Origin of the sequence: Duncaniella muris (genome assembly GCF_003024805.1) — a bacterium.
Lineage (GTDB): Bacteria > Bacteroidota > Bacteroidia > Bacteroidales > Muribaculaceae > Duncaniella > Duncaniella muris.
Genome location: NZ_PUEC01000005.1, coordinates 42472 through 63054, shown reverse-complemented (window position 1 = coordinate 63054; position 20583 = coordinate 42472). Strand labels below are relative to the sequence as shown.

Here is a 20583-nt window from a genome sequence, read left to right as displayed (position 1 = left end):
AATTAGTAATTTATCGGGAGAAACAAGTAACTTTGTTTTAAATTTTCACTATCAGGCCTTTTCTCCGGGTCTGCAATCCATAACTTACTGCATCACAATGGCCGTAATCCTAAACATCGAAACCTCTGTCGACCACTGTTCGGTGGCTCTTACCGCCGAAGGAATGGTCCTTGCCCATCAGGAAGAAGGCGGTGGCAGAAATCATGCCGCCCTTCTCAGCGACTATATCAAATATTGCCTCGATTTTGCCCGCGAAAAGGACCTACGGCTTGAAGCTGTCGCTGTTTCTTTAGGTCCGGGAAGCTACACCGGATTGCGCATCGGTCTGTCTGAAGCCAAAGGGCTTGCCTACGCACTTGGCATTCCCCTGATCGGAATAGACACGTTAAGAATCATGGCCTGCAACGTAATGTTCACACAGGAACTTGAAGGCGATGAAATTTTCGTCCCGATGGTCGATGCCCGACGCATGGAGGTCTATACCGCCGCTTTCAACTTCGCCCTCGAACCGGTAATGGAACAGCAAGCCCTTATCCTTGACCCTGACAGCTACCAGGATCTCATAACCCGCTATCCGCGCATACTTATGTTCGGCAACGGCAGCGACAAGGCCCGCGAAGTGATCTCAGCACCTAATGTAACTTTCATCCCTGACATCCATCCGCTGGCTATAGACATGATAGCTCTTGCCGAACGCGCTTACTCCCGCAAGGAATTCATAGACATCGCCTACAGTGTCCCCAACTACATCAAAGACTTTCAGGCTTCGACACCCCGGAAAAACGTATTGGAGTGAAAGAGGACTTCAACAGACTACGGCTAAAACATCATGGAGATCCCACCATGATGCACCATATCCTGCAGCTTGAATGCCGCAGCAAAACGGCGTCAAAGCTTCCTGAGACCCTTCGATGCGAAAATTTCAGCTTTCCGTCTCTCGCAGTGGCCGAAATGGCTACCTCCGATGCCATCGCCCGGCTCCACACTGATCTGATAGCAGCCGGAAGCAATGTGCTTGACATGACATTCGGTCTTGGAATCGACGCATTCCACTTCGCATCAAAGGCCGCACATGTGACAGCGCTGGAATATAACCATGACACCTACACGACCGGCAAAGCCAACATCCAGGCACTCGGTATCCAGAATCTATCCCTTATTGAAGGTGACAGCATCAGCTGGCTGAAGGATAACAACCGATGTTTCGAAATTATTTTCATCGATCCTGCCCGTCGAGACAATGCCGGACGACACTTTGCCCTTAAAGACTGCCAGCCAGACATAATCCCCATCATGCCTCTGCTCCTGTCACGCTGCCGGAGGCTGATCGTCAAGGCCTCGCCGATGCTTGACATCAAAAAGACTATTGAAGAATCAGGTATCAGCTGCGACATCATGACCATAGGCACCGTAAAGGAATGCAAGGAACTTGTGCTTGTGATTGACAATCACGAAGGCTACGCTGAGAATCAGCCGTCAAGATTGTCAACATCCTGCCTGACAGTCGGCCAGGAGCCGTTCCGGTTTACTCCTGAAGAGGAACTTCAGGCAGTACCGGCCTACGCTCTGCCAGAAAAAGGAGGTTTTCTGCTTGAACCATATCCCGCCGTGATGAAAGGAGGCGGCATGAAACTGCTGTCAGCACGTTACGATGTGGACAGGCTGCACCCTAACACTAATCTATTTACCACTCGGTCACTGCCGACATCCTTTCCCGGTGAATATTTCAGCATACTTGAGGTACTGCCATTCGACAAAAAGACAGTGAAACGTTTCTCCGCCAATTACCCACATATAAATGTAGCGGTCAGGAATTTTCCTCTGAGCGCACCACAGCTTGCTGCAAAACTGAAAATAAGGGAAGGAGGAAACTGCATGGCATTCGGCACGACAGGCCCTGACGGCCAAAAACTTCTGGTCGTCACATCGATGGGTCTGCCCTGCGGGCAAAAAAATTAGGGCCGAAGTTCGGGAAAACTTCGGCCCCTGCATTTTTTTGCTTTAAGGAATCGTTCAGTATCAGATAATTTCAAGGTTGGCTTCCAGGCGCTGGCGTACCACCTCGTAGATCATTACCCCGGCTGCCACCGAAACATTAAGCGATCCGATGTTTCCAAACATCGGAATACCTACGCGTGTCTCGCACTGCTTCATGGCCTCCGGAGAGATGCCAACATCCTCAGCCCCCATTACGATGGCCACCGGATCGGAATACTTCCCTTCCGTATAGTTAATATCAGATTTCTCTGTCACGGCAACAACATTATATCCGTTCTCACGCAAAAACTTAGCAGCCCACGCGATCGAAGAGACACGACACACCGGAATATGATGCAAGGCTCCCGCTGATGTCTTTATCGCATCTCCACCCACCGACACACTGCCATGTTCCGGAATAACAATAGCATCAACCCCGGCACATTCACATGTACGGGCTATAGCTCCGAAATTTCTGACATCTGTCATACCGTCAAGCAGCACGATAAACGGCAATATTCCGGCCTCATACAATTCAGGCACAAGATGATCAAGCCTATGATATGTCACAGCCGACATCATTGCCAACACGCCCTGATGATTCTTACGGGTGATACGGTTGATGCGTTCCACGGGCACACGCTGCATCACAACTCTGTTGGCACGAGCCAACGCAATCAGCTCCGACGCAAGGTCTCCCTGCAGATCTTTAGCTATAAAGATTTTGTCAATTTCTTTGCCGGCTTCGATAGCCTCCATAACAGCCCTGAGGCCATAGATATAATCGTTGCGATCCACGTCTTTATTCTATTTTCTATTATATTTGTAACTTATTCCTTCTTATTATCTCTGGGCCAGCAGGCTTCTTGCCGCCGCAATGGCCGTTTCATCAATGTCTGCTCCTCCAAGCATAGCAGCTATCGATCGTACTCGCTCTTCATCGCTCAGAAGCGATATGCGGGTGTGGGTCGACTGCTCGTCATCCTCTTTATAGACCCGATACTGATGTGCGCCTTTTGATGCCACCTGAGGAAGGTGCGTAATCGTAGTGACCTGAATATTTTCTGAAATATCCTTCATCATCTGCCCCATACGGTTAGCGACATCACCTGACACTCCGGTGTCAATTTCATCAAATATAATGCTTGGCAACTGCATACGCGAAGCGATGATCGACTTTATTGAAAGCATCAGCCGGGAAATTTCACCGCCGGATGCAGTGGCTCCAACCGGCATCAGAGGTTGATTCTTGTTGAATGCCACCATGAATTCAACATTGTCACATCCGGTAGCGGTCATATCTGCCGGAGTCACGCTGATTTCACAACGCAGATTTTTCATACCCAAAGGCATTGCTATTTCTGTCAGCCGCCGGCCAAAACGCTCGGCCTCTTCCTTTCTGGCATTGGATATTTCCTGAGCGGCCTCTCTGGCAAGCGCCTTTGCCCTGCGCGCGTCACGTTCAAGTTCTTCGAGAGTCTCGTCAGAACTGTCAAGAGCCCTGAGTTTCTCTCTCAGAGAATCACGCAGATCAATCAGGCCATCGGCATCAGCCACATGATGCTTGTGGCAGAGAGAATAGATGGCCCCCAGCCGCTCTTCAATCGAGGCCAATGCAGCCGGATCAGCTCCAAGGCTTTCGTCAAGCACACAGAAAGTCGAGGCTATGTCTGCCAGTTCTATTTTCGCAGACTCCAGACGTTCCGGAATTGCATCTGAGGCATCAAGCAGGTCTCCAAGTTCATTACATGCCTCGATTGCCCTATCCACCAGACGCAAAGCTCCGCCATTATCTCCGTCGAGCGCACCCGTAGCTTTGGCCAAGGCCTCCTTTATGGATGCAAGATTTGTCATCACATCGCGCTCACGTTCAAGTTCGGCCTGTTCGCCACGCTGCAATCCGAGTTCTTCGATCTGTTCAAGCTGATAGCGGGTAAACTCTTCGTCCTCACGCGAACGTTCTATTCTCGCCCGCGCGGTTTTCAGTCGCTTGATTGCCTCACGCAAGGCATTGAACCTTACCTGATATGCCTTAAGCCGACTGGAATTACCGGCAAGAGTGTCAATCACGTCAAGCTGAAAAGCGGGGGTTGAAAGCAGCTGATTCTGATGCTGGGAATGTATGTCGATCAAATGGAGACTGACCTCTCTCAGCTTCGCAAGAGGAACCGGGGAGTCATTTACAAAAGCGCGCGAACGCCCTGCGGGAGAAATCTCACGCCGCAGAATGCAGCGGTCATCATCCCACTCGATGTCTTCCTGCAGACAGAATTCCTTAAGCAAGGGATAGTCTTTGACTGAAAACACTGCTTCAATAACGCTTTTGGTCTCAGGGTCTGTCACCACACGGGTATCAGCCCTCGCGCCAAGCAGGAGTGAGAGAGCACCAAGAATGATTGACTTGCCGGCTCCGGTTTCGCCGGTGATAACATTGAATCCGGGATGGAAGTCAATGTCAATCAGGTCAATCAACGCATAGTTCGATATGTGGAGTGATTCTAACAAATCTTGAATATTTTATGAGTGAGAGTTTCAGTGAGAGAGTAGGCTTTATACCGTATATAATATGTATATAATCTTAGCACGGAGGTTATCACTGATCGCCACGTCTGATTTTTTCGAGACGCTGCTGCTCAGTGGGAAATATCGCCGAAAGCACGTCATAGGCATGCTGACGCTCTTCTGCAGTGCCCTTTGAATATATATTTACAAGTTCGTCAAGTTTGGCATCCTTGAACATCGAAAGCCCGACGGACATTGGCGCTACCTTATAGATTTCAGTCAGTATGTCCAATGACTCGTCAATGGTCTTACGCCCTTTATCCGGACTGACCGACATCTGGTCAAGCCCCTGCAGATGGTAGCTGTAATACAGATCGCGCATCTTGCGCATTGACGGATCAGTGAAAGCCGCAAGCACGGCTGCTCTGTTCTTAGTATCTTCAAACGCTTTCCATCCGCTTTCGCCCGATGACTGGCCCTGATGTACAATCGCTTCAAGACGTTCAAAGAACTGATCGCCTCCACGCGGAGAAAACGAATCAAAATCCACAGCGAGAATCAGATAGATATAGAAATTCAGGATCTGTGTCAGCTGGCTCTCCATGCTGGTTTCGGAATGGATCAGAGGTTCGTTTTCCTGATATGAAAATTCAATCTTGTTGTCCTTGAAGTTGATCAGAGTTGTTGTGTATGACGAATTGTAGACCGGTCTGATCGACTGCACCTGAAGCGAACCTTCCATTGCTCCTGACGATTCATCATATTTCGTGATCGTGAAAAACAGGGTGCACTCAATTTTCTCGTTAGGCGAAAACTGGGCATTAGTCCACTGATTGGTGTTAACATACTCATTGACCGCATTCTGCAAGGTTTCAAAAACGCCCTTGTTTGTTCCCTCAAGCTGAGAAGTGTTGATTTCAACACGACAATTGAGTTCCTGTCCCACAGCAGAGGCAGAAAGCAGAATTGCAAAAAGGATAGAAACAAGAGTTCTCATCAACATCTGTGATCGTAAAATTAGGAAACTGTCTGTTTCTGAAGAAGCCCGGCTATCGAATCAACCACATCGGCAGCGACAGCCTGCTTCGATTTAAGTCCGAATTCAGTGCGTCCACCGTTGGCAGTCATCACAGTCACTTTATTTGTATCTGTTCCGAAACCGGCACCGGAGTCACGCAATGAATTAAGCACGATCATATCAAGATTCTTGGCTTGCATCTTACCGACAGCGTTTTCAAATTCATGGTCAGTCTCCAAGGCAAAGCCAACGAGAATCTGACCATAGCGCTTTTCAGAGCCAAGCGTTTTGGCGATGTCCGGATTCTTTACCAGATTTATGACCGGTACTTCATCGCGCTCACGCTTTATTTTCCTGTCCGCGACATCGGCCGGGGCATAATCAGCCACAGCAGCACACATAACAGATATATCGCTCTGTGGAAACGCTTCTTCACAGGCCTGCAGCATCTGACGGGCCGATTCCACTTTTACAAGCCTGATTGCAGGGCTTTTCACCGAGAGTGAGACAGGCCCGCTCACAAGTGTGACTTCTGCACCACGCGAGGCAAATTCCTCAGCAATGGCATAGCCCATTTTGCCGGATGAAAAATTGCCTATAAACCTGACCGGGTCAATGCGCTCATATGTCGGGCCGGCCGTCACAAGTACCTTTTTACCTTTAAAATCTCCTTCTGCGGCAAAATAGGCTTCGACAGTTCTGAAAATGTTTTCAGGTTCTTCCATGCGGCCCTTGCCTACCAGTCCGCTGGCAAGCTCTCCGCTCTCAGGTTCTATGATTATATTGCCGTAACTGCGCAGGAGATCTATGTTTGCCGTGGTAGAGGGATGGGCCATCATATCAAGGTCCATTGCCGGAGCGACAAACACTTTGGACTTGGCTGAAAGATAGGTCGTCACAAGCATATTGTCAGCAATGCCGTGGGCCATCTTGCCTATAGTCGAAGCTGTGGCCGGAGCGATCACCATGCAGTCGGCCCAGAGTCCGAGATTCACATGCGAATGCCATTCTCCGGTATTGGCGGTGAAAAATTCGCTGACAACCGGCTTCTGGCTCAGCGAAGACAGTGTCACGGGAGTGATAAACTGTTTTCCGGCCGGAGTGATCACCACCTGCACCTCTGCTCCGGCCTTGACAAAGAGGCGGAGCAAAGAGACAGATTTGTAAGCTGCGATCCCCCCGCAAATACCAAGGATGATATGCTTGCCTGCAAGCGCACTCATTTCATTGCGAGTTTAATGCGGGTGAAACAATCTTTTGTGTTCTGTGCAAAGTCACCTTTCATGATCCAGTCGTAATACGAAGGATCCTTACGCAGCACTTCCGTAACGGGCTGGCCTTTGTATTTGCCGAAGTTCACAAGTTCGCGATCATTGTCATCGAGAATGATACGGCCCATGAAATCGACATTGCGGTTGACTCTGGAATACTTGCTGAGCTCTTCCATGTCATTAGGCAGATCGTCATAGCGGTCAAGCTGCGCCTTAAGCACCTCGTAAGTAGCGCGAGTGTCGGCATTGGCTGAATGCGCGCCGTCAAGATCCTTGCCGCAATAGAATTTATAGGCAGCCACAAGCGTGCGCTGTTCTTTTTTATGGAAAATTGTCTGCACGTCGATAAAACGGGCTTTCGAGAAGTCGAATTTGACCCCTGAACGCTGGAATTCCTGATCAAGCATCGGGACATCGAAACGGTTTGAATTGAAACCGGCTATGTCACACCCGGTCAATTCATTGGCCAGTGACCGCGCAATCTGCCTAAATGTCGGTTCTCCGGCCACATCCTCGTCTGTGATATGATGGACAGCTGTGGCTTCGGCCGGAATAGGCATTTCAGGATTGACTCTGCGTGTCTTCTCGATCTCCTGTCCGTCAGGCATTATCTTTATCAGCGAAATTTCGACTATACGGTCATGGAGAATATCCACTCCGGTGGTCTCAAGATCAAAAAATACTATGGGCTTTTTCAGATTAAGCTGCATGATCTCAAGATACTTTTAAAAGTCTGTTACATTCATCGGCATGAGGAGCATGGTCAGACGAGTGTCTGCTTTGTCTTCAGTCGGAAGAATCACTGCCGGTTTTGAGGGATCGGCAAGTTTGAAAATGATATCTTCTGTCCAAAGCACTCCTGCGAGTTCCGACAGATATGAAGAGCTGAAACCGATAACCATATTGCTGCCGGTGAAATCAGCCGACAGAGTTTCCACGCCTGATGTGTTGTACTCGTTGTCAGACGCCTTGATGGTTACACGTTCTGGGGTGACGTTGAACTTGATCAGGCCATGACCTTCATCCACAAAAAGGCTCACCCGGCGCACGGCAGTGGTGAACGAGTGGCGGTTGACTGTGAGTGTGAAAGGATTGTTTTCAGGAATAACTCTTGTATAATCGGGATAGCGGCCTTTGACCAGACGGCTTTCAAAGGTGAAAGTGTCTGTTTCAAACGTAACACCGGTCTGCTGGTCAAGTTTCACTGTGACTTCCTCATCACGGGTGAAAACGCTGCGGAACACGTTAGTCGACTTGTTGGGCAGGATGAATGAGCCCTCGATCTCAGGTGAAAGGCTGCAGTCTTCGAAACGCACAAGCTTGTGAGTGTCAGTAGCGACAAAAACGAGTTTATCAGGCTTGATGTCCCAATACACACCCATCATCTGCGGACGAAGCATATCTGTACCGGCCGCAAAAGAAGTGTATTCCAGACCTCTGAGAAGAGCCGAACCCGGAGCCTTGAACACCAGAAGGTTTTCCGACTGCTTGCTGCGGTCGAAATGCGGATATTCAGAGCCTTTGAGTCCCATGAATTTATAAGATCCGTTCGGATGAGACATCTCTACAGCAAGAGTGTCTTCGTCAATAACGAAATTGAGTTCCTGTTCAGGCATCACACGGAGGAGTTCCACAATGCGGCGCGCGTCAATACAGAACTCGCCCTCTCCTTCGACATCCATGATAGGAATTCGTCCGCAAAGCATGTTTTCACCGTCACATGCGGTGATTGTCAGCACACTGCCTTCTATCGAAAAGAGGAAGTTATTAAGAATAGTCAACGCATTTTTCGCATTGATCACCTTGCTTACCGATGAAGCGAAATTATGAAGTGTCTTACTTGGAACGGTAAATTTCATATCGTTTTTGTTTGAGTTTTTATCCCACAAAGTTAGCACAAAATTTCGCAATTAGCAACCGGCAAAAAATTAAATTCGTAACTTTGCACGAATTTTTGAAATAGCGTTCAACTAACACTGTCTATCATGTGGGTAATCCTTGCAATGGTATCGGCCGTATGTCTCGGCTTTTATGATATTATGAAGAAGCTGTCAGTTGACGGCAACAACGTGCTCGGCGTTCTTTTTCTCAACACCCTGTTCGGCTCGCTTTTCATGCTTCCGGTGATAATCATCGGTGTCAGTCATGGCAATTACGGACTCGGCAACACTCTGGCCGGACATGGCGCCATATTGATAAAATCAGGAATCGTACTGAGTTCATGGCTTCTCGGATATGCAAGTATCAAACACCTGCCACTGACAATAGCGGGTCCTGTCAACGCCTCTCGTCCGGTGATGGTGCTTGTAGGCGCACTGCTGCTTTTCGGCGAGAGACTCAATGCCTGGCAATGGGCCGGTGTAATCCTGGGATTCTGTTCGCTCTATTTCATAAGCCGCGTGGGTGGTAAAGAGGGGATTTCGATGAAGTCAGACAAATGGGTATGGATGGCGATCGGAGCCACCGTCATGGGGGCTGTAAGCGCTCTCTACGACAAATATCTTCTCACCCGCTATGAACCGCTGGAAGTGCAGGCCTGGTATTCGCTCTATCAGATGGTGATCATGGGCATCACAATCGGACTGATACTGCGAGGCAAAGGCAGCGTCACCAGACTGCAATGGCGATGGACCATCCCTTTGATCTCCCTCTTTCTGACCGTGGCCGATATAGCTTATTTCTATAGCTTGTCGCTCGATGGGTCGATGATTGCTGTTGTCTCCATGATTCGCCGCGGAAGTGTGATAGTGTCATTCTTCTATGGTGTTATAGCACTCCATGAAAAGAACATCAGACTTAAGATTATCGACCTCACCCTCCTGCTTGTAGGTCTGACCTTCCTTGTAATAGGAAGCCTTTAGAGCGTTTTGAAAGTCCGGGTCTGTCGCTATTTCAACCGCATTTTTGAAAATCTCACTGTTGTTTTAAGCAGCGGAAACGAGAGCGAGAGTATCGCATCGTCGGTCACCTGCGCATGAACATCTCTCGTTATCGGCTCGAATGTAGAGTCGATCCACTCAAGATCATAGTGATCCAAAAAAATTGTAGGCCTGAGACACCCCTTTCGCATCATGGGCTGCCATTCGGAAGCATATGTCTCGGCTCCCCCTACGTAGATTATGTCATATGCCTCGCCAGATTCATTTCTGACGACTGCAAGCAGATAGCGTCCACCCAAGCGGGCATATTGAGGATTATTTTCCCTGTCAAGATATTGCCAATAGCCTTCAAGCGGGTCAGCCGAAGCCTTCAGATATTCTTCAAGCGCCTTGCTGTCCCAGCCGGTGGCCAGACTTCCGGAAGGGCTGAAAGTCGTCTCTACCGAATATGATGACACTGTCAGCTGTCCTTTGCTCCATATGCTTACACACTCCGGAGATCCCGTCATGTCAAGATCAGTCAGGAATATATCTGTCATCTTCTTGCCTCCGCCACGCAGTTCCAGCCGTCGCTGTCCGCGGTCAACAAACAACTGCAGCGTATTATAGCAGCCTGAAGCATTGTCAAACGCGCCTATATCCTCACTCCAGACCACCTCACCGCCAATTGTCAGAGTCAAAATGCTCTGACGCTTATCAAAGATATCCCCGAAGGAAGTATTGCCGTGACGCAACATCAATCCGATTGTGTCATTCGGGAAAATCACCTTCATCCCCCAATAGTTCGGGGCCATCCCTACCCTCTCGCCTATTCCGGCCATCGCTCCACGCACATCAATCAGATATGTATCTGCTTCCGGCGGAAGCAGCATCCGGCTGGAGGAATCCGTCAGTAGAAAAGGTGTGTCGGCATACACCCTCTCGGCACCCGGCCGTCCGCAAATGACAGCCGGGTGCATGAGGGTTATCGATACCAGAGTTGCAAACATGACTCCCCTGAGGAGAGAGATTGGAGTAGCCATTATATTCTAATGTGTTATGTCAGGGAGCCTGACCTATGAATGATATTGAAGATCAGCGCTTGTCAGCATTGCCTTCATAGAAATTGACATATGCACGGTTGACAAGACGCACACCGCCGGGAGTGGGATAATCGCCTGAGAAATACCAGTCGCCAGGACATGTCGGTATTGCCTCCCGCTGTCCTTCGAGCGTCTGATAGATAATATCCACCTCGGCGTTTATCGAACCGTCGGCAGTCAGCATCTCTACGATCTTGCGCGAGATCTCTTCTTGAGTGAAAGGTGCATAGATGTCTTTCACACAGTTGCGCATCTCTATATCCAGAAGTTTTTCCTGCTGCCGGCATTTTTCATAGGTCTCATGGAGCACGTTTTCCATCCCCCGGTCTTTGAGCAGCTCTACAGCGGCACGGAATGCGATAAATTCGCCCATACGTGACATATCGATACCATAGTAGTCAGGATAGCGGACCTGTGGCGAGGATGACACAACCACAATCTTGCGTGGATGCAGCCTGTCAAGCATCTTAAGAATAGACTGTTTGAGGGTTGTGCCTCTGACAATACTGTCATCAATAACCACCAGATTGTCTACGCCGTTCTCGACTATTCCATATGTCACATCATAGACATGTGCGGCAAGATCATTACGGGCTTCGCCTTCGGCAATGAAAGTACGGAGCTTTATATCCTTGATAGCCACCTTCTCCACTCGCAGGTTTCGCTCCATGATCTCACTCAGGCGCTTCGGATCAAGAGTGCCGTCGGCCTGCGCAGCAAGAATCTCCCTCTCTTTAATGATGTTCAGCTCCTTGTCAAGCTGATCAACCATACCGAGGAAAGCAACTTCAGCCGTGTTTGGGATAAACGAGAATACAGAATGAACAAGATCATTGTCTATGCTTTCCATTATGGCAGGCACCACATTTCGGCCAAGCTGCTTGCGCTCACGATAGATGTCTGCGTCACTGCCTCGCGAGAAGTAGATGCGCTCAAACGAGCAACGCTGGTTCTCTGCCTCGCCAAGCACATCCGTCACCGAAACCTGCCCGGCTTTGCTGACAATAATAGCGCTTCCGGGAGTCAGTTCGCTCACCGCACGGCGCGGCACATCAAACACCGTCTGGATAACAGGGCGTTCAGATGCCACTACCACCACTTCGTCATCGCGATAGTAGAATGCCGGACGAATGCCGTGGCGGTCACGCAACACGAACATATCTCCTGAGCCGGTGGCACCACAGATAACGAATCCCCCATCCCACTGCGGGGCTGTAGGAGCCAGAACGCGGGTCATATCAAGATTGTCCTCGATGGTAACGCTGAGTTTCTGGCCTGACAGAGAATCGCGATACTGACGGTAGATCCGGTGATTTTCCTTGTCAAGCGCATCGCCTAGCTGTTCGAGAAGCACCACAGTGTCGCTGTAGATTCTCGGATGCTGACCGCAGGCCACCACTCCATTGAAAATGGAATCGACATTGGTCATATTGAAGTTTCCGCACATCAGCAGATTGCGCGAGCGCCAGTTGTTTCTGCGCAGAAAGGGATGACAATACGAAAGACCGCTTTTGCCTGTGGTCGAATACCGCAGATGTCCCATGTAGATCTCTCCGATAAAAGGAGCGTAGCTGTCCACCCACTCCGGATCATGCCCCGAAAGACCTACTGCGGAAATCTTGGTCTTGACAGTTTCGAATATCTCCTGAATGGCATCCTTACCGAGGGCTCTCTCACGGAAAACATATTCATTGCCGGGATATGCGTGCATCTTGACAACCCCGATGCCCGCACCCTCCTGCCCGCGGTTGTGCTGTTTCTCCATAAGAAGATAGAGCTTGTTCAGACCGTAGGCGTAGGTGCCATACTTTTCTTTATAATATTCCAATGGTTTGAGCAGGCGCACCATCGCTATGCCACACTCATGTTTGAGAATCTCCATTTTGCCGGACGAGATATGATTGATTTTTATAAGTTGCAAAGATAATGATTTGACATCACATTTCAAACAGAAATACCCCTGCGAAAGGGCTGTGTCAGAAGCTTTATTTCGCAGGGATATAATGTGTAATTCTATACTTGTCTCACCTTATCAACGGATAAACAGAAGTTCGCGGTATTTAGGCAGAGGCCACATTTCATTATCGACCATAAGTTCGAGTTTGTCGATGTGGTATCGGATAACTTCAAGCGAGGGAGCCACGTGAAGCGAATAGGCCAAAGCTTTCTCACGCTCTTCAGAAATACGATTGGCATCCTTGCGGGCATTGACCATCTTTGCAACCTCTTCTTTGATTATCGAGCAGTGGTGCATGATCTTCTCTACAGTAGCCGCATCCTGCGAAGACAGTTCCTCGCCCTTGTTTCCGGGGAAGAGTGTGCGGATCTTGACCATATTGTCAAGCAGAATCGAGAGATAGCGTGTGGCCACAGGTATGATGTGGTTGATGGCAAGATCTCCGAGCACACGGGCTTCAATCTGGATCTTCTTGGTGTACATTTCCCACTTCACTTCATTGCGAGCCTCAAGTTCGACGTGGTTCATGACGCCGGTCTTGCGGAACATTTCGATTGACGACGGACGCAGGTAGGCATCGAAGATAAGAGCCGGATTGGTCTCGCAGTCAAGTCCGCGACGGGCTGCCTCTTCTTTCCATTCGTCTGAATAGCCGTTGCCATCGAAATGGATGGCTTCGGAATACAGAAGAAGTGCCTTGATCTCGGCAAGGAGCGCATGCTGCAGACCTTCGCCTGCCGCAAGACGCGAGTCAACCTTCTGCTTGAAATCGGCAAGCTGTTCGGCCACCGCTGCATTCAGGGCGATCATGGCAGACGCACAGTTGGCGCTTGACCCTACGGCACGGAACTCGAAACGGTTTCCGGTAAACGCGAATGGTGATGTGCGGTTGCGGTCGGTATTGTCAATCATAAGTTCCGGAATCTGAGCCACACCGAGGTCAAGTTTCTCTTTACCGGCAAGTGCGATCAGTTCGTCTTTGTCTGAATTCTTGATCTTGCTGAGTATCTCTGCAAGCTGGCTGCCGGTGAAAATCGAGATGATTGCAGGTGGCGCTTCATTGGCTCCGAGACGGTGGCAGTTTGTGGCCGACATGATAGATGCCTTGAGCAGAGCGTTGTGACGGTGCACGGCTGCCATGACATTAGCCACGAATGTTATGAACTGGAGGTTCTCCATCGGAGTCTTTCCGGGAGCGAAAAGCAGTGTGCCGGTATCGGTTCCGAGACTCCAGTTGTTATGTTTGCCTGATCCGTTGATTCCGGCAAACGGCTTTTCGTGAAGCAGGATGCGGAAATTATGGCGGCGGGCCACTTCGGCCATCACCGACATGATCAGCATATTGTGGTCATTGGCCAGGTTTGTTTCTTCGAAAATGGGAGCAAGCTCGAACTGGTTAGGCGCAACTTCATTGTGGCGGGTCTTGGCCGGAATTCCGAGCTTGTGAGCTTCGATTTCAAGATCAAGCATGAATGCCTGCACACGCGAAGGTATAGCTCCGAAATAATGGTCTTCAAGCTGCTGATTCTTTGCCGATTCATGGCCCATCAGTGTGCGGCCGGTCATCACGAGGTCCGGACGGGCGGCATAGAGTGCTTCGTCAACGAGGAAATACTCCTGTTCCCAGCCGAGATTCGAGATCACATGCTGCACGTTGGGATCAAAATAACGTGCTACGCCTGTACCGGCTTTGTCTACGGCTGAAAGCGCGCGCAGAAGCGGTGTCTTATAGTCAAGCGACTCTCCGGTATAGGAGATAAAAATTGTCGGAATACAGAGAGTGTTGTCAAGGATAAACACCGGCGAGGAGATGTCCCATGCGGAATAACCGCGGGCCTCGAATGTGTTACGGATTCCGCCGTTGGGAAAACTTGAGGCATCAGGTTCCTGCTGCACAAGCAGTTTGCCTGAGAATTCCTCTACGATTCCGCCCTTGCCGTCATGCTCGATAAATCCGTCATGCTTTTCGGCTGTGGTCTCTGTCAGCGGCTGAAACCAGTGTGTGTAGTGGCGCACACCGTTGTCAGTCGCCCAGCGCTTCATGCCTTCGGCCACACTGTCGGCCACTTCCAGTGAGATAGGCTCTTTGTTGTCAATCGCATTGATCAGCGCCTTGTAGGTATCCAGAGGAAGATACTCATACATTTTTGCGCGGTTGAACACTTTGCTGGCATAGTATTCCTGCGGACGTTCCTTTGGAATGTCAACCTCAACTGCTTTGCGGTTTGAAGCTTCTTCAACTACCTTGAATCTTAAACTTGACATAGTTGCACGTTGTGTTAAGTATTTATAAATCGTGATCTTTATTTTCTATCGGTCGCGCCGAGGCGTTCGATGCACCGGCGTGTATTCTCGTGAGTGTTGAAAGCGGTCAGCCTGAAATAGCCCTCGCCTGAAGGTCCGAATCCGCTGCCGGGAGTCCCGACAATGTGGTAACGGTTGAGCAGGTAATCAAAAAACTCCCATGAAGTCATTGTTCCGGGCGTTTTGAGCCATATATATGGCGAATTGATTCCTCCTACCGCCTCATAGCCGGCCTCTGCGAGCCCTTCGCGGAGCATGCGGGCATTTTCGAGATAGTAGTCAATGGTTTCTTTGACCTGACGCTGCCCCTCTTCTGTATAGAGCGCTTCAGCTGCGCGCTGGGTAAGGTAACTTGCACCGTTGAATTTGGTGGTCTGACGGCGACGCCAGAGACCGTTAAGCGCGATCTTGTTTCCTTTCTCATCCAGCCCCATGAGCTCTTTCGGCACCACGGTGTAACCGAGACGGATACCGGTAAAGCCCGCGGTCTTGGAAAAACTGCGGAATTCGATGGCCACCTCTCTGGCTCCTTCTATTTCATATATTGAATGCGCCACATCTTCTTCGCGAATGAAAGCCTCATAGGCTGCGTCGAACAGCAGCAGAGCGCCATGTTCACGGCAATAATCAACCCACGCTTTCAGCTGGCGGCGGGTCAGAGTGGTTCCGGTAGGATTGTTCGGATAGCAGAGATATATCACATCGGGATTGTTGACCGGGAGGGCGGGCACAAAACCGTTTTCAGCCGTACAGGGCAGATATTCGATCTCAGTCCAGCGGCCGTCGGCTCCAAGATCCCCGGCGCGGCCTCCCATTACGTTCGTATCAACATAAACAGGATAGACAGGATCGGTTACAGCCACACGATTGGCCGTCGAGAGGATATCGCCAATATTTCCGGTGTCGCTTTTGGCTCCGTCACTGACAAAGATCTCATCGGTGTCTATTTCTATGCCTCGTTCGCGATAATCATAACGTGCGATTTTTTCGGCAAGAAACGAATAGCCCTGCTCAGGACCATATCCGTGAAAAGTTTCGCCTGCCGCCTCATCGTCCACCGCTTTATGGAGCGCCTCGACAGCTGCCTGACACAGCGGACGGGTCACATCACCGATGCCCATGCGTATTATGTCTGCGCCGGGATGGCTTTCGGAATAAGCATTTACCCTGCGGGCCACCTCACTGAAAAGATATGACGCAGGAAGTTTGGTGAAATTATCGTTGATTCTAAACATCTGTTTTACTTTATATTGTATCTACCTATAATTTTTCATCAAAAAAACGAAAGTACCCGGAAAAGATTTTCGGTTCTTCTCCTGATATCCACTGCATCCGCGGAAACACGTTCACGTCACAGCGTACAGTCAGCTTTTTGTCAACGTTGTCGGTAATAATTTCCTTCGAATACTTCAGTGGCACCGCCGGTCATCATGACATGTCCGTTGTTTGCCCACCTGATGTGCAGATCGCCGCCACGCAGGTGAATTGTGACTTCACGGCCACAGCGTCCGGTAAGAGCCGCAGCCACTGCCGAGGCACATGCCCCGGTTCCGCAGGCAAGAGTCTCGCCTGTACCTCTCTCCCACACCCGCATACGGGCCTCTGACGGAGAGATTATCTGCAGGAATTCTATATTTGCGCGGTCAGGCCACATGGAATGCTTCTCAAGCTCAGGGCCAAGAGTTTCAAAGGGGACATCTTCAATACGGTCTACAAAAACGACTCCGTGGGGGTTGCCCATAGAGACAGCCGTCACTCTGACCTCGCCACACGAAGTGGCTACAGGCTCCTCGACCATCTTTTCGGTAGTGCTTCTCACCGGCACAAGCCCGGCATTGAGTTCCGGCTCCCCCATATCGACGGTCACACTCTCAACCTCTCCGGAGGGGCTCATATTAAGCGACAAAACCTTGATCCCGGAAAGGGTTTCAAGGCTTATGCAGGTTTTATCTGTGAGTTTGTGATCGTGGACGTACTTGGCGATGCAACGGGAGGCATTCCCACACATGCGGGCCTCCGATCCGTCGTTGTTAAACATCCTCATTCTGAAGTCGGCTTTGTCAGAGGGGCAGATCAAAACTATTCCATCTCCACCTACACCGAAATGGCGATCACTCATTTCCTCGGCAAGTTCGGGGAGCCGGTCAGGCACCGACTCCATGCAGTTGATGTAGATGTAGTCGTTGCCGATGCCATGCATCTTAGTGAAGCTTATCAACTCTCTGTCTTTCTTTGAGCGTGAGGTCATAATTCAAACTACTATCCCAAGTTAAATTGAGAAATCAATGCAAAGGTAAGCATTTTGCTACAAACGCAAGCTTTTTTCACACATTTTTTATGCTAAAACCATATTTTTATTTTAAATAGCTCCTTTTAGGCCATTACTTGTCTTATTTTTCACTTTCTTACACAATACATGATGCAGGTCGCCATTTTTTACTATCTTTGCGAATGGATACACCACCTTATTATATATTACATTATATATTATATACTACACATAACCTCCCTTATTTATACCGACGATGACCGACGACGCTCTGAGCCAGCTCTATTTTAAAGACACCGCCTTTCAGAATCTGATGCAGAAGCGCATTTTCAACGTGCTCCTGATTGCTTCGGCCTACGATGCTTTCATGATGGAAGAAGACGGACGCGTCGAAGAACAGCTCTATTTTGAATACACAGCCCTCAACCTTTCCTCTCCCCCGCGAGTCACGCGCGCACTCAACTCCACTGAAGCAATGGAGATCATGAAGGTCAAAAGTTTCGATCTTGTGATCATGATGCCCGGCAACGATGTCAGTGAGACTTTCTCCGGAGCGCGACGCATACGCGAGGCCTACCCCGACATGCCGATAATCGTGCTGACACCGTTCTCCAAAGAGGTGTCACGCCGTCTGGCCAACGAAGATTTCTCAGGCATTGACTATGTCTTTTCATGGCTCGGCAATGTCGATCTGCTCCTGGCCATCATAAAACTGCTCGAAGACAAGATGAACGCCGATGCCGACATCAACGGTGTGGGCGTGCAGATGATACTCCTGGTGGAAGACTCCGTCAGATTCTACTCGTCGGTTCTCCCCATCGTCTATAAATTCATCCTCAAACAGTCACGCGAATTCTCCACCGAGGCTCTGAACGAACACGAACAGATGCTGCGTATGCGCGGACGCCCAAAAGTGATGCTCGCCCGTGACTACGAGGAAGCCATCACTCTCTACGAGCGTTACAGCAACCATATACTCGGAGTGATCAGCGACGTCTCTTTCATGCGCGAGGGAAAAAAAGACCCGAAAGCCGGAATACGCCTTGCCAAAGAGCTACGCTCACGCGACCCCTACCTGCCGATGATCATCGAAAGTTCCGAAAACGAAAACGCCCATGACGTAATCGAGCTCGGCGGCACGTTCATCGACAAGAACTCAAAAAAATTTCCCGTAGACCTCGGCAAGGCCATCATCAACAACTTCGGCTTCGGCGACTTCGTGATCCGCAATCCCGAAACTGGCGAAGAGATCTTCCGCATCAAATCGCTGAAAGACCTGCAGAAAAACATCTTCAACATCCCCGCCGAGGCCCTCTATTGGCATGCCTCGTTCAACGACATCTCGCGCTGGCTCTACTCGCGCGCCATGTTCCCGATTGCAGAGGTGATCAAACACCACCGCTTCCGCGACCTGAAAGATGCCCCGCAGGTGCGCCAGCTGTTCTTCGACCTGATTGTAAAATATCGCAAGATGAAAAACCGCGGAGTCGTGGCCATCTTCCAGAAAGACCGCTTCGACCACTACTCCAACTTCGCCCGCATCGGCCAGGGTTCGCTCGGAGGAAAAGGCCGTGGCCTGGCCTTTATCGACTCGATCATCAAAAAAAATCCGATCTGCGACAATTTCGACGGCATATCAATAACCATTCCGCGCACCGTTGTGCTCTGCACCGACATTTTCGATGAGTTCATGGAGTCGAACCGCCTCTACCCCATAGCCCTCAGCGATGCGCCTGACGAAGAAATCCTCCGCCACTTCCTCGAAGGCAAGCTTCCGCGCAGAATCAAAGACGATCTTCTCGCACTCTTCGAGGTGGTCGACACCCCGATAGCGGTCCGAAGTTCCAGCCTTCTCGAAGACTCCCACTACCAGCCCTTCGCCGGAATCTACTCCACCTACATGGTGCCCAAAAGCTCCGACCCGCAGCGTATGCTCAAAATGGTCACCGACGCCATCAAGGGTGTCTATGCCTCGGTGTTCTACGCCGACTCCAAGGCTTACATGACAGCCACCTCCAACATCATCGACCAGGAAAAGATGGCCGTGATCCTTCAGGAAGTGGTCGGCAAAGAGGTCGACGGCTACTACTTCCCGTCATTCTCCGGCGTGGGCCGCTCTCTCAACTACTACCCTCTCAACGATGAAAAGCCCGAAGACGGAGTGGCCGAAATTGCCGTCGGCCTGGGGAAATACATCGTTGACGGCGGTCTCTCTCTGCGCTTCTCCCCGCGCCACCCCGACAACGTGCTCCAGACCTCCGAACTCTCCCTCGCCCTGCGCGACACACAGACACGCATGTATGCCCTCGACATGAAATCGGCCCAGTCTGACAGCAACCTCATTGTCGACGACGGCTACAACGTGGCCAAAGTCCGCGTTCAGGACCTCGCCGAAAAGGGGGCTCTAAGATACATGGTGTCGACTTTCGACTTCCGCGACAACGTGATCCGCGACTCCGACTCAGGAGAAGGCCGCAAGGTTGTGACCTTCAACAATGTGCTCAAGCACAAGGTCTACCCGCTTGCCGAAGCCGTAGACTTCATGCTCACCACCGGACAGAAAGAAATGCAACGTCCGGTCGAGATAGAGTTCGCGGGCATCATCGGGCCCGACTCTAAGATGATCGGTCCGGGAGCCAAAAACAAGGGCCGCCTCTACTGGCTCCAGATCCGCCCGATAGTCGACCGCAAGGAAACCGTTGACGAAGCCCTTATGGCCACTCCTGATGAAAGACTTCTGCTGAAGTCAGGCACAGCTCTCGGTCATGGCAACATCGAAGGCGTGAAGACGGTGGTCTATGTCCGCCCGGAGAAGTTTTCGTCATCCAACAACTCGCTCATTGCCCGCGAGATCGAGAAGATAAACCGCGACTTCCTCAACCGCGAAGAGCGCTACGTGCTCATCGGGCCCGGCCGATGGGGCTCGTCAGACACTTCGCTCGGCATTCCGGTGAAATGGCCGGCAATCTCGGCAGCCCGCCTGATAGTGGAGTCATCACTGCCGAGCTACCGCATAGAGCCCAGCCAGGGCACACACTTCTTCCAGAACCTCACTTCTTTCGGCGTGGCTTATTTCACTATAGACACCAATGCCCGGCGCAAGGAAGGCGAACCGGTCACCGCGCTCTACGACGTTGACTTTCTCAACTCTCAGCCTGCGGTCTACGAAAGCGACTTCATACGCATAGTCACCTTCGACACCCCGCTCGCCATCGGCGTCAACGGACTGAAAGGTACCGGCGTAGTCCTAAAGCCCTGAGCCGCCAGGCTTCCGCATAAACCCGAACAGACAGCGCCTGCAAGATGCGCGGACAGAAAAAAATC

15 protein-coding genes are annotated in these 20583 nt (G+C 50.5%); 4 read left to right on the top strand and 11 right to left on the bottom strand.

The annotated features are described in order from the left end of the window. The first annotated feature begins 97 nt into the window (after nt 1–97). Complete coding sequence (tsaB, locus tag C5O23_RS03335) at nt 98–796, top strand: tRNA (adenosine(37)-N6)-threonylcarbamoyltransferase complex dimerization subunit type 1 TsaB (RefSeq protein WP_107031543.1); 699 nt, start codon at nt 98–100, stop codon at nt 794–796. Beyond that, nucleotides 793–1959: a class I SAM-dependent methyltransferase gene (locus C5O23_RS03330; protein WP_205743421.1), complete on the top strand. Its 1167-nt coding sequence runs from the start codon at nt 793–795 to the stop codon at nt 1957–1959. Before tsaB ends, C5O23_RS03330 begins: the two co-directional genes overlap by 4 nt. A gap of 60 nt (nt 1960–2019) precedes the next feature. Here C5O23_RS03330 and rlmB read toward each other — a convergent pair whose 3' ends face one another. The 6 genes from rlmB to dnaN form a co-directional block, all read right to left on the bottom strand. Further along, nucleotides 2020–2775 (bottom strand): 23S rRNA (guanosine(2251)-2'-O)-methyltransferase RlmB, encoded by a 756-nt coding sequence (rlmB, locus tag C5O23_RS03325; protein ID WP_107031541.1) that lies wholly within the window; start codon nt 2773–2775, stop codon nt 2020–2022. Nucleotides 2776–2820: 45 nt separating this feature from the next. Next, nucleotides 2821–4482 (bottom strand): DNA repair protein RecN, encoded by a 1662-nt coding sequence (recN, locus tag C5O23_RS03320; protein ID WP_161553540.1) that lies wholly within the window; start codon nt 4480–4482, stop codon nt 2821–2823. Nucleotides 4483–4570: 88 nt separating this feature from the next. Beyond that, a complete protein-coding gene (gene porD / locus C5O23_RS03315) occupies nt 4571–5476 on the bottom strand; it encodes a type IX secretion system protein PorD (protein ID WP_107031602.1) in 906 nt (301 codons plus the stop codon). Between the two features lie 20 nt (nt 5477–5496). After that, complete coding sequence (gene coaBC / locus C5O23_RS03310; RefSeq protein ID WP_107031539.1) at nt 5497–6720, bottom strand: bifunctional phosphopantothenoylcysteine decarboxylase/phosphopantothenate--cysteine ligase CoaBC; 1224 nt, start codon at nt 6718–6720, stop codon at nt 5497–5499. Then, complete coding sequence (locus C5O23_RS03305; protein WP_107031538.1) at nt 6717–7478, bottom strand: 3'-5' exonuclease; 762 nt, start codon at nt 7476–7478, stop codon at nt 6717–6719. Before C5O23_RS03305 ends, coaBC begins: the two co-directional genes overlap by 4 nt. 15 nt (nt 7479–7493) lie before the next feature. Then, nucleotides 7494–8627, bottom strand: a complete 1134-nt coding sequence (gene dnaN / locus C5O23_RS03300; protein ID WP_107031537.1) for a DNA polymerase III subunit beta — start codon at nt 8625–8627, stop codon at nt 7494–7496. Between the two features lie 126 nt (nt 8628–8753). On the opposite strand from dnaN, the gene C5O23_RS03295 reads away from it, so the two are divergent. Continuing rightward, complete coding sequence (locus C5O23_RS03295) at nt 8754–9629, top strand: DMT family transporter (protein WP_107031536.1); 876 nt, start codon at nt 8754–8756, stop codon at nt 9627–9629. A 26-nt stretch (nt 9630–9655) separates the two neighbouring features. Here the strand turns inward: C5O23_RS03295 and C5O23_RS03290 are convergent, their stop codons facing one another. From C5O23_RS03290 to dapF, 5 genes are all read right to left on the bottom strand, one after another. Beyond that, nucleotides 9656–10669: a hypothetical protein gene (locus C5O23_RS03290; protein ID WP_133166497.1), complete on the bottom strand. Its 1014-nt coding sequence runs from the start codon at nt 10667–10669 to the stop codon at nt 9656–9658. Nucleotides 10670–10721: 52 nt separating this feature from the next. Next, a complete protein-coding gene (locus tag C5O23_RS03285; protein ID WP_107031534.1) occupies nt 10722–12611 on the bottom strand; it encodes an amidophosphoribosyltransferase in 1890 nt (629 codons plus the stop codon). Nucleotides 12612–12761: 150 nt separating this feature from the next. Beyond that, entirely contained in the window at nt 12762–14951 is a 2190-nt protein-coding gene (locus C5O23_RS03280) for a glutamine synthetase III family protein (protein WP_107031533.1), read from the bottom strand. 38 nt (nt 14952–14989) lie between these two features. Beyond that, the gene (locus C5O23_RS03275; RefSeq protein WP_107031532.1) at nt 14990–16225 is read right to left on the bottom strand and encodes an LL-diaminopimelate aminotransferase; all 1236 of its coding nucleotides are present in this window, start codon (nt 16223–16225) and stop codon (nt 14990–14992) included. A gap of 140 nt (nt 16226–16365) precedes the next feature. Beyond that, the gene (gene dapF, locus C5O23_RS03270; RefSeq protein WP_240597640.1) at nt 16366–17238 is read right to left on the bottom strand and encodes a diaminopimelate epimerase; all 873 of its coding nucleotides are present in this window, start codon (nt 17236–17238) and stop codon (nt 16366–16368) included. A 277-nt stretch (nt 17239–17515) separates the two neighbouring features. Here dapF and C5O23_RS03265 point away from each other — a divergent pair, with 277 nt between their 5' ends. Then, the gene (locus C5O23_RS03265; protein ID WP_107031531.1) at nt 17516–20518 is read left to right on the top strand and encodes a PEP/pyruvate-binding domain-containing protein; all 3003 of its coding nucleotides are present in this window, start codon (nt 17516–17518) and stop codon (nt 20516–20518) included. Nucleotides 20519–20583: the final 65 nt, after the last annotated feature.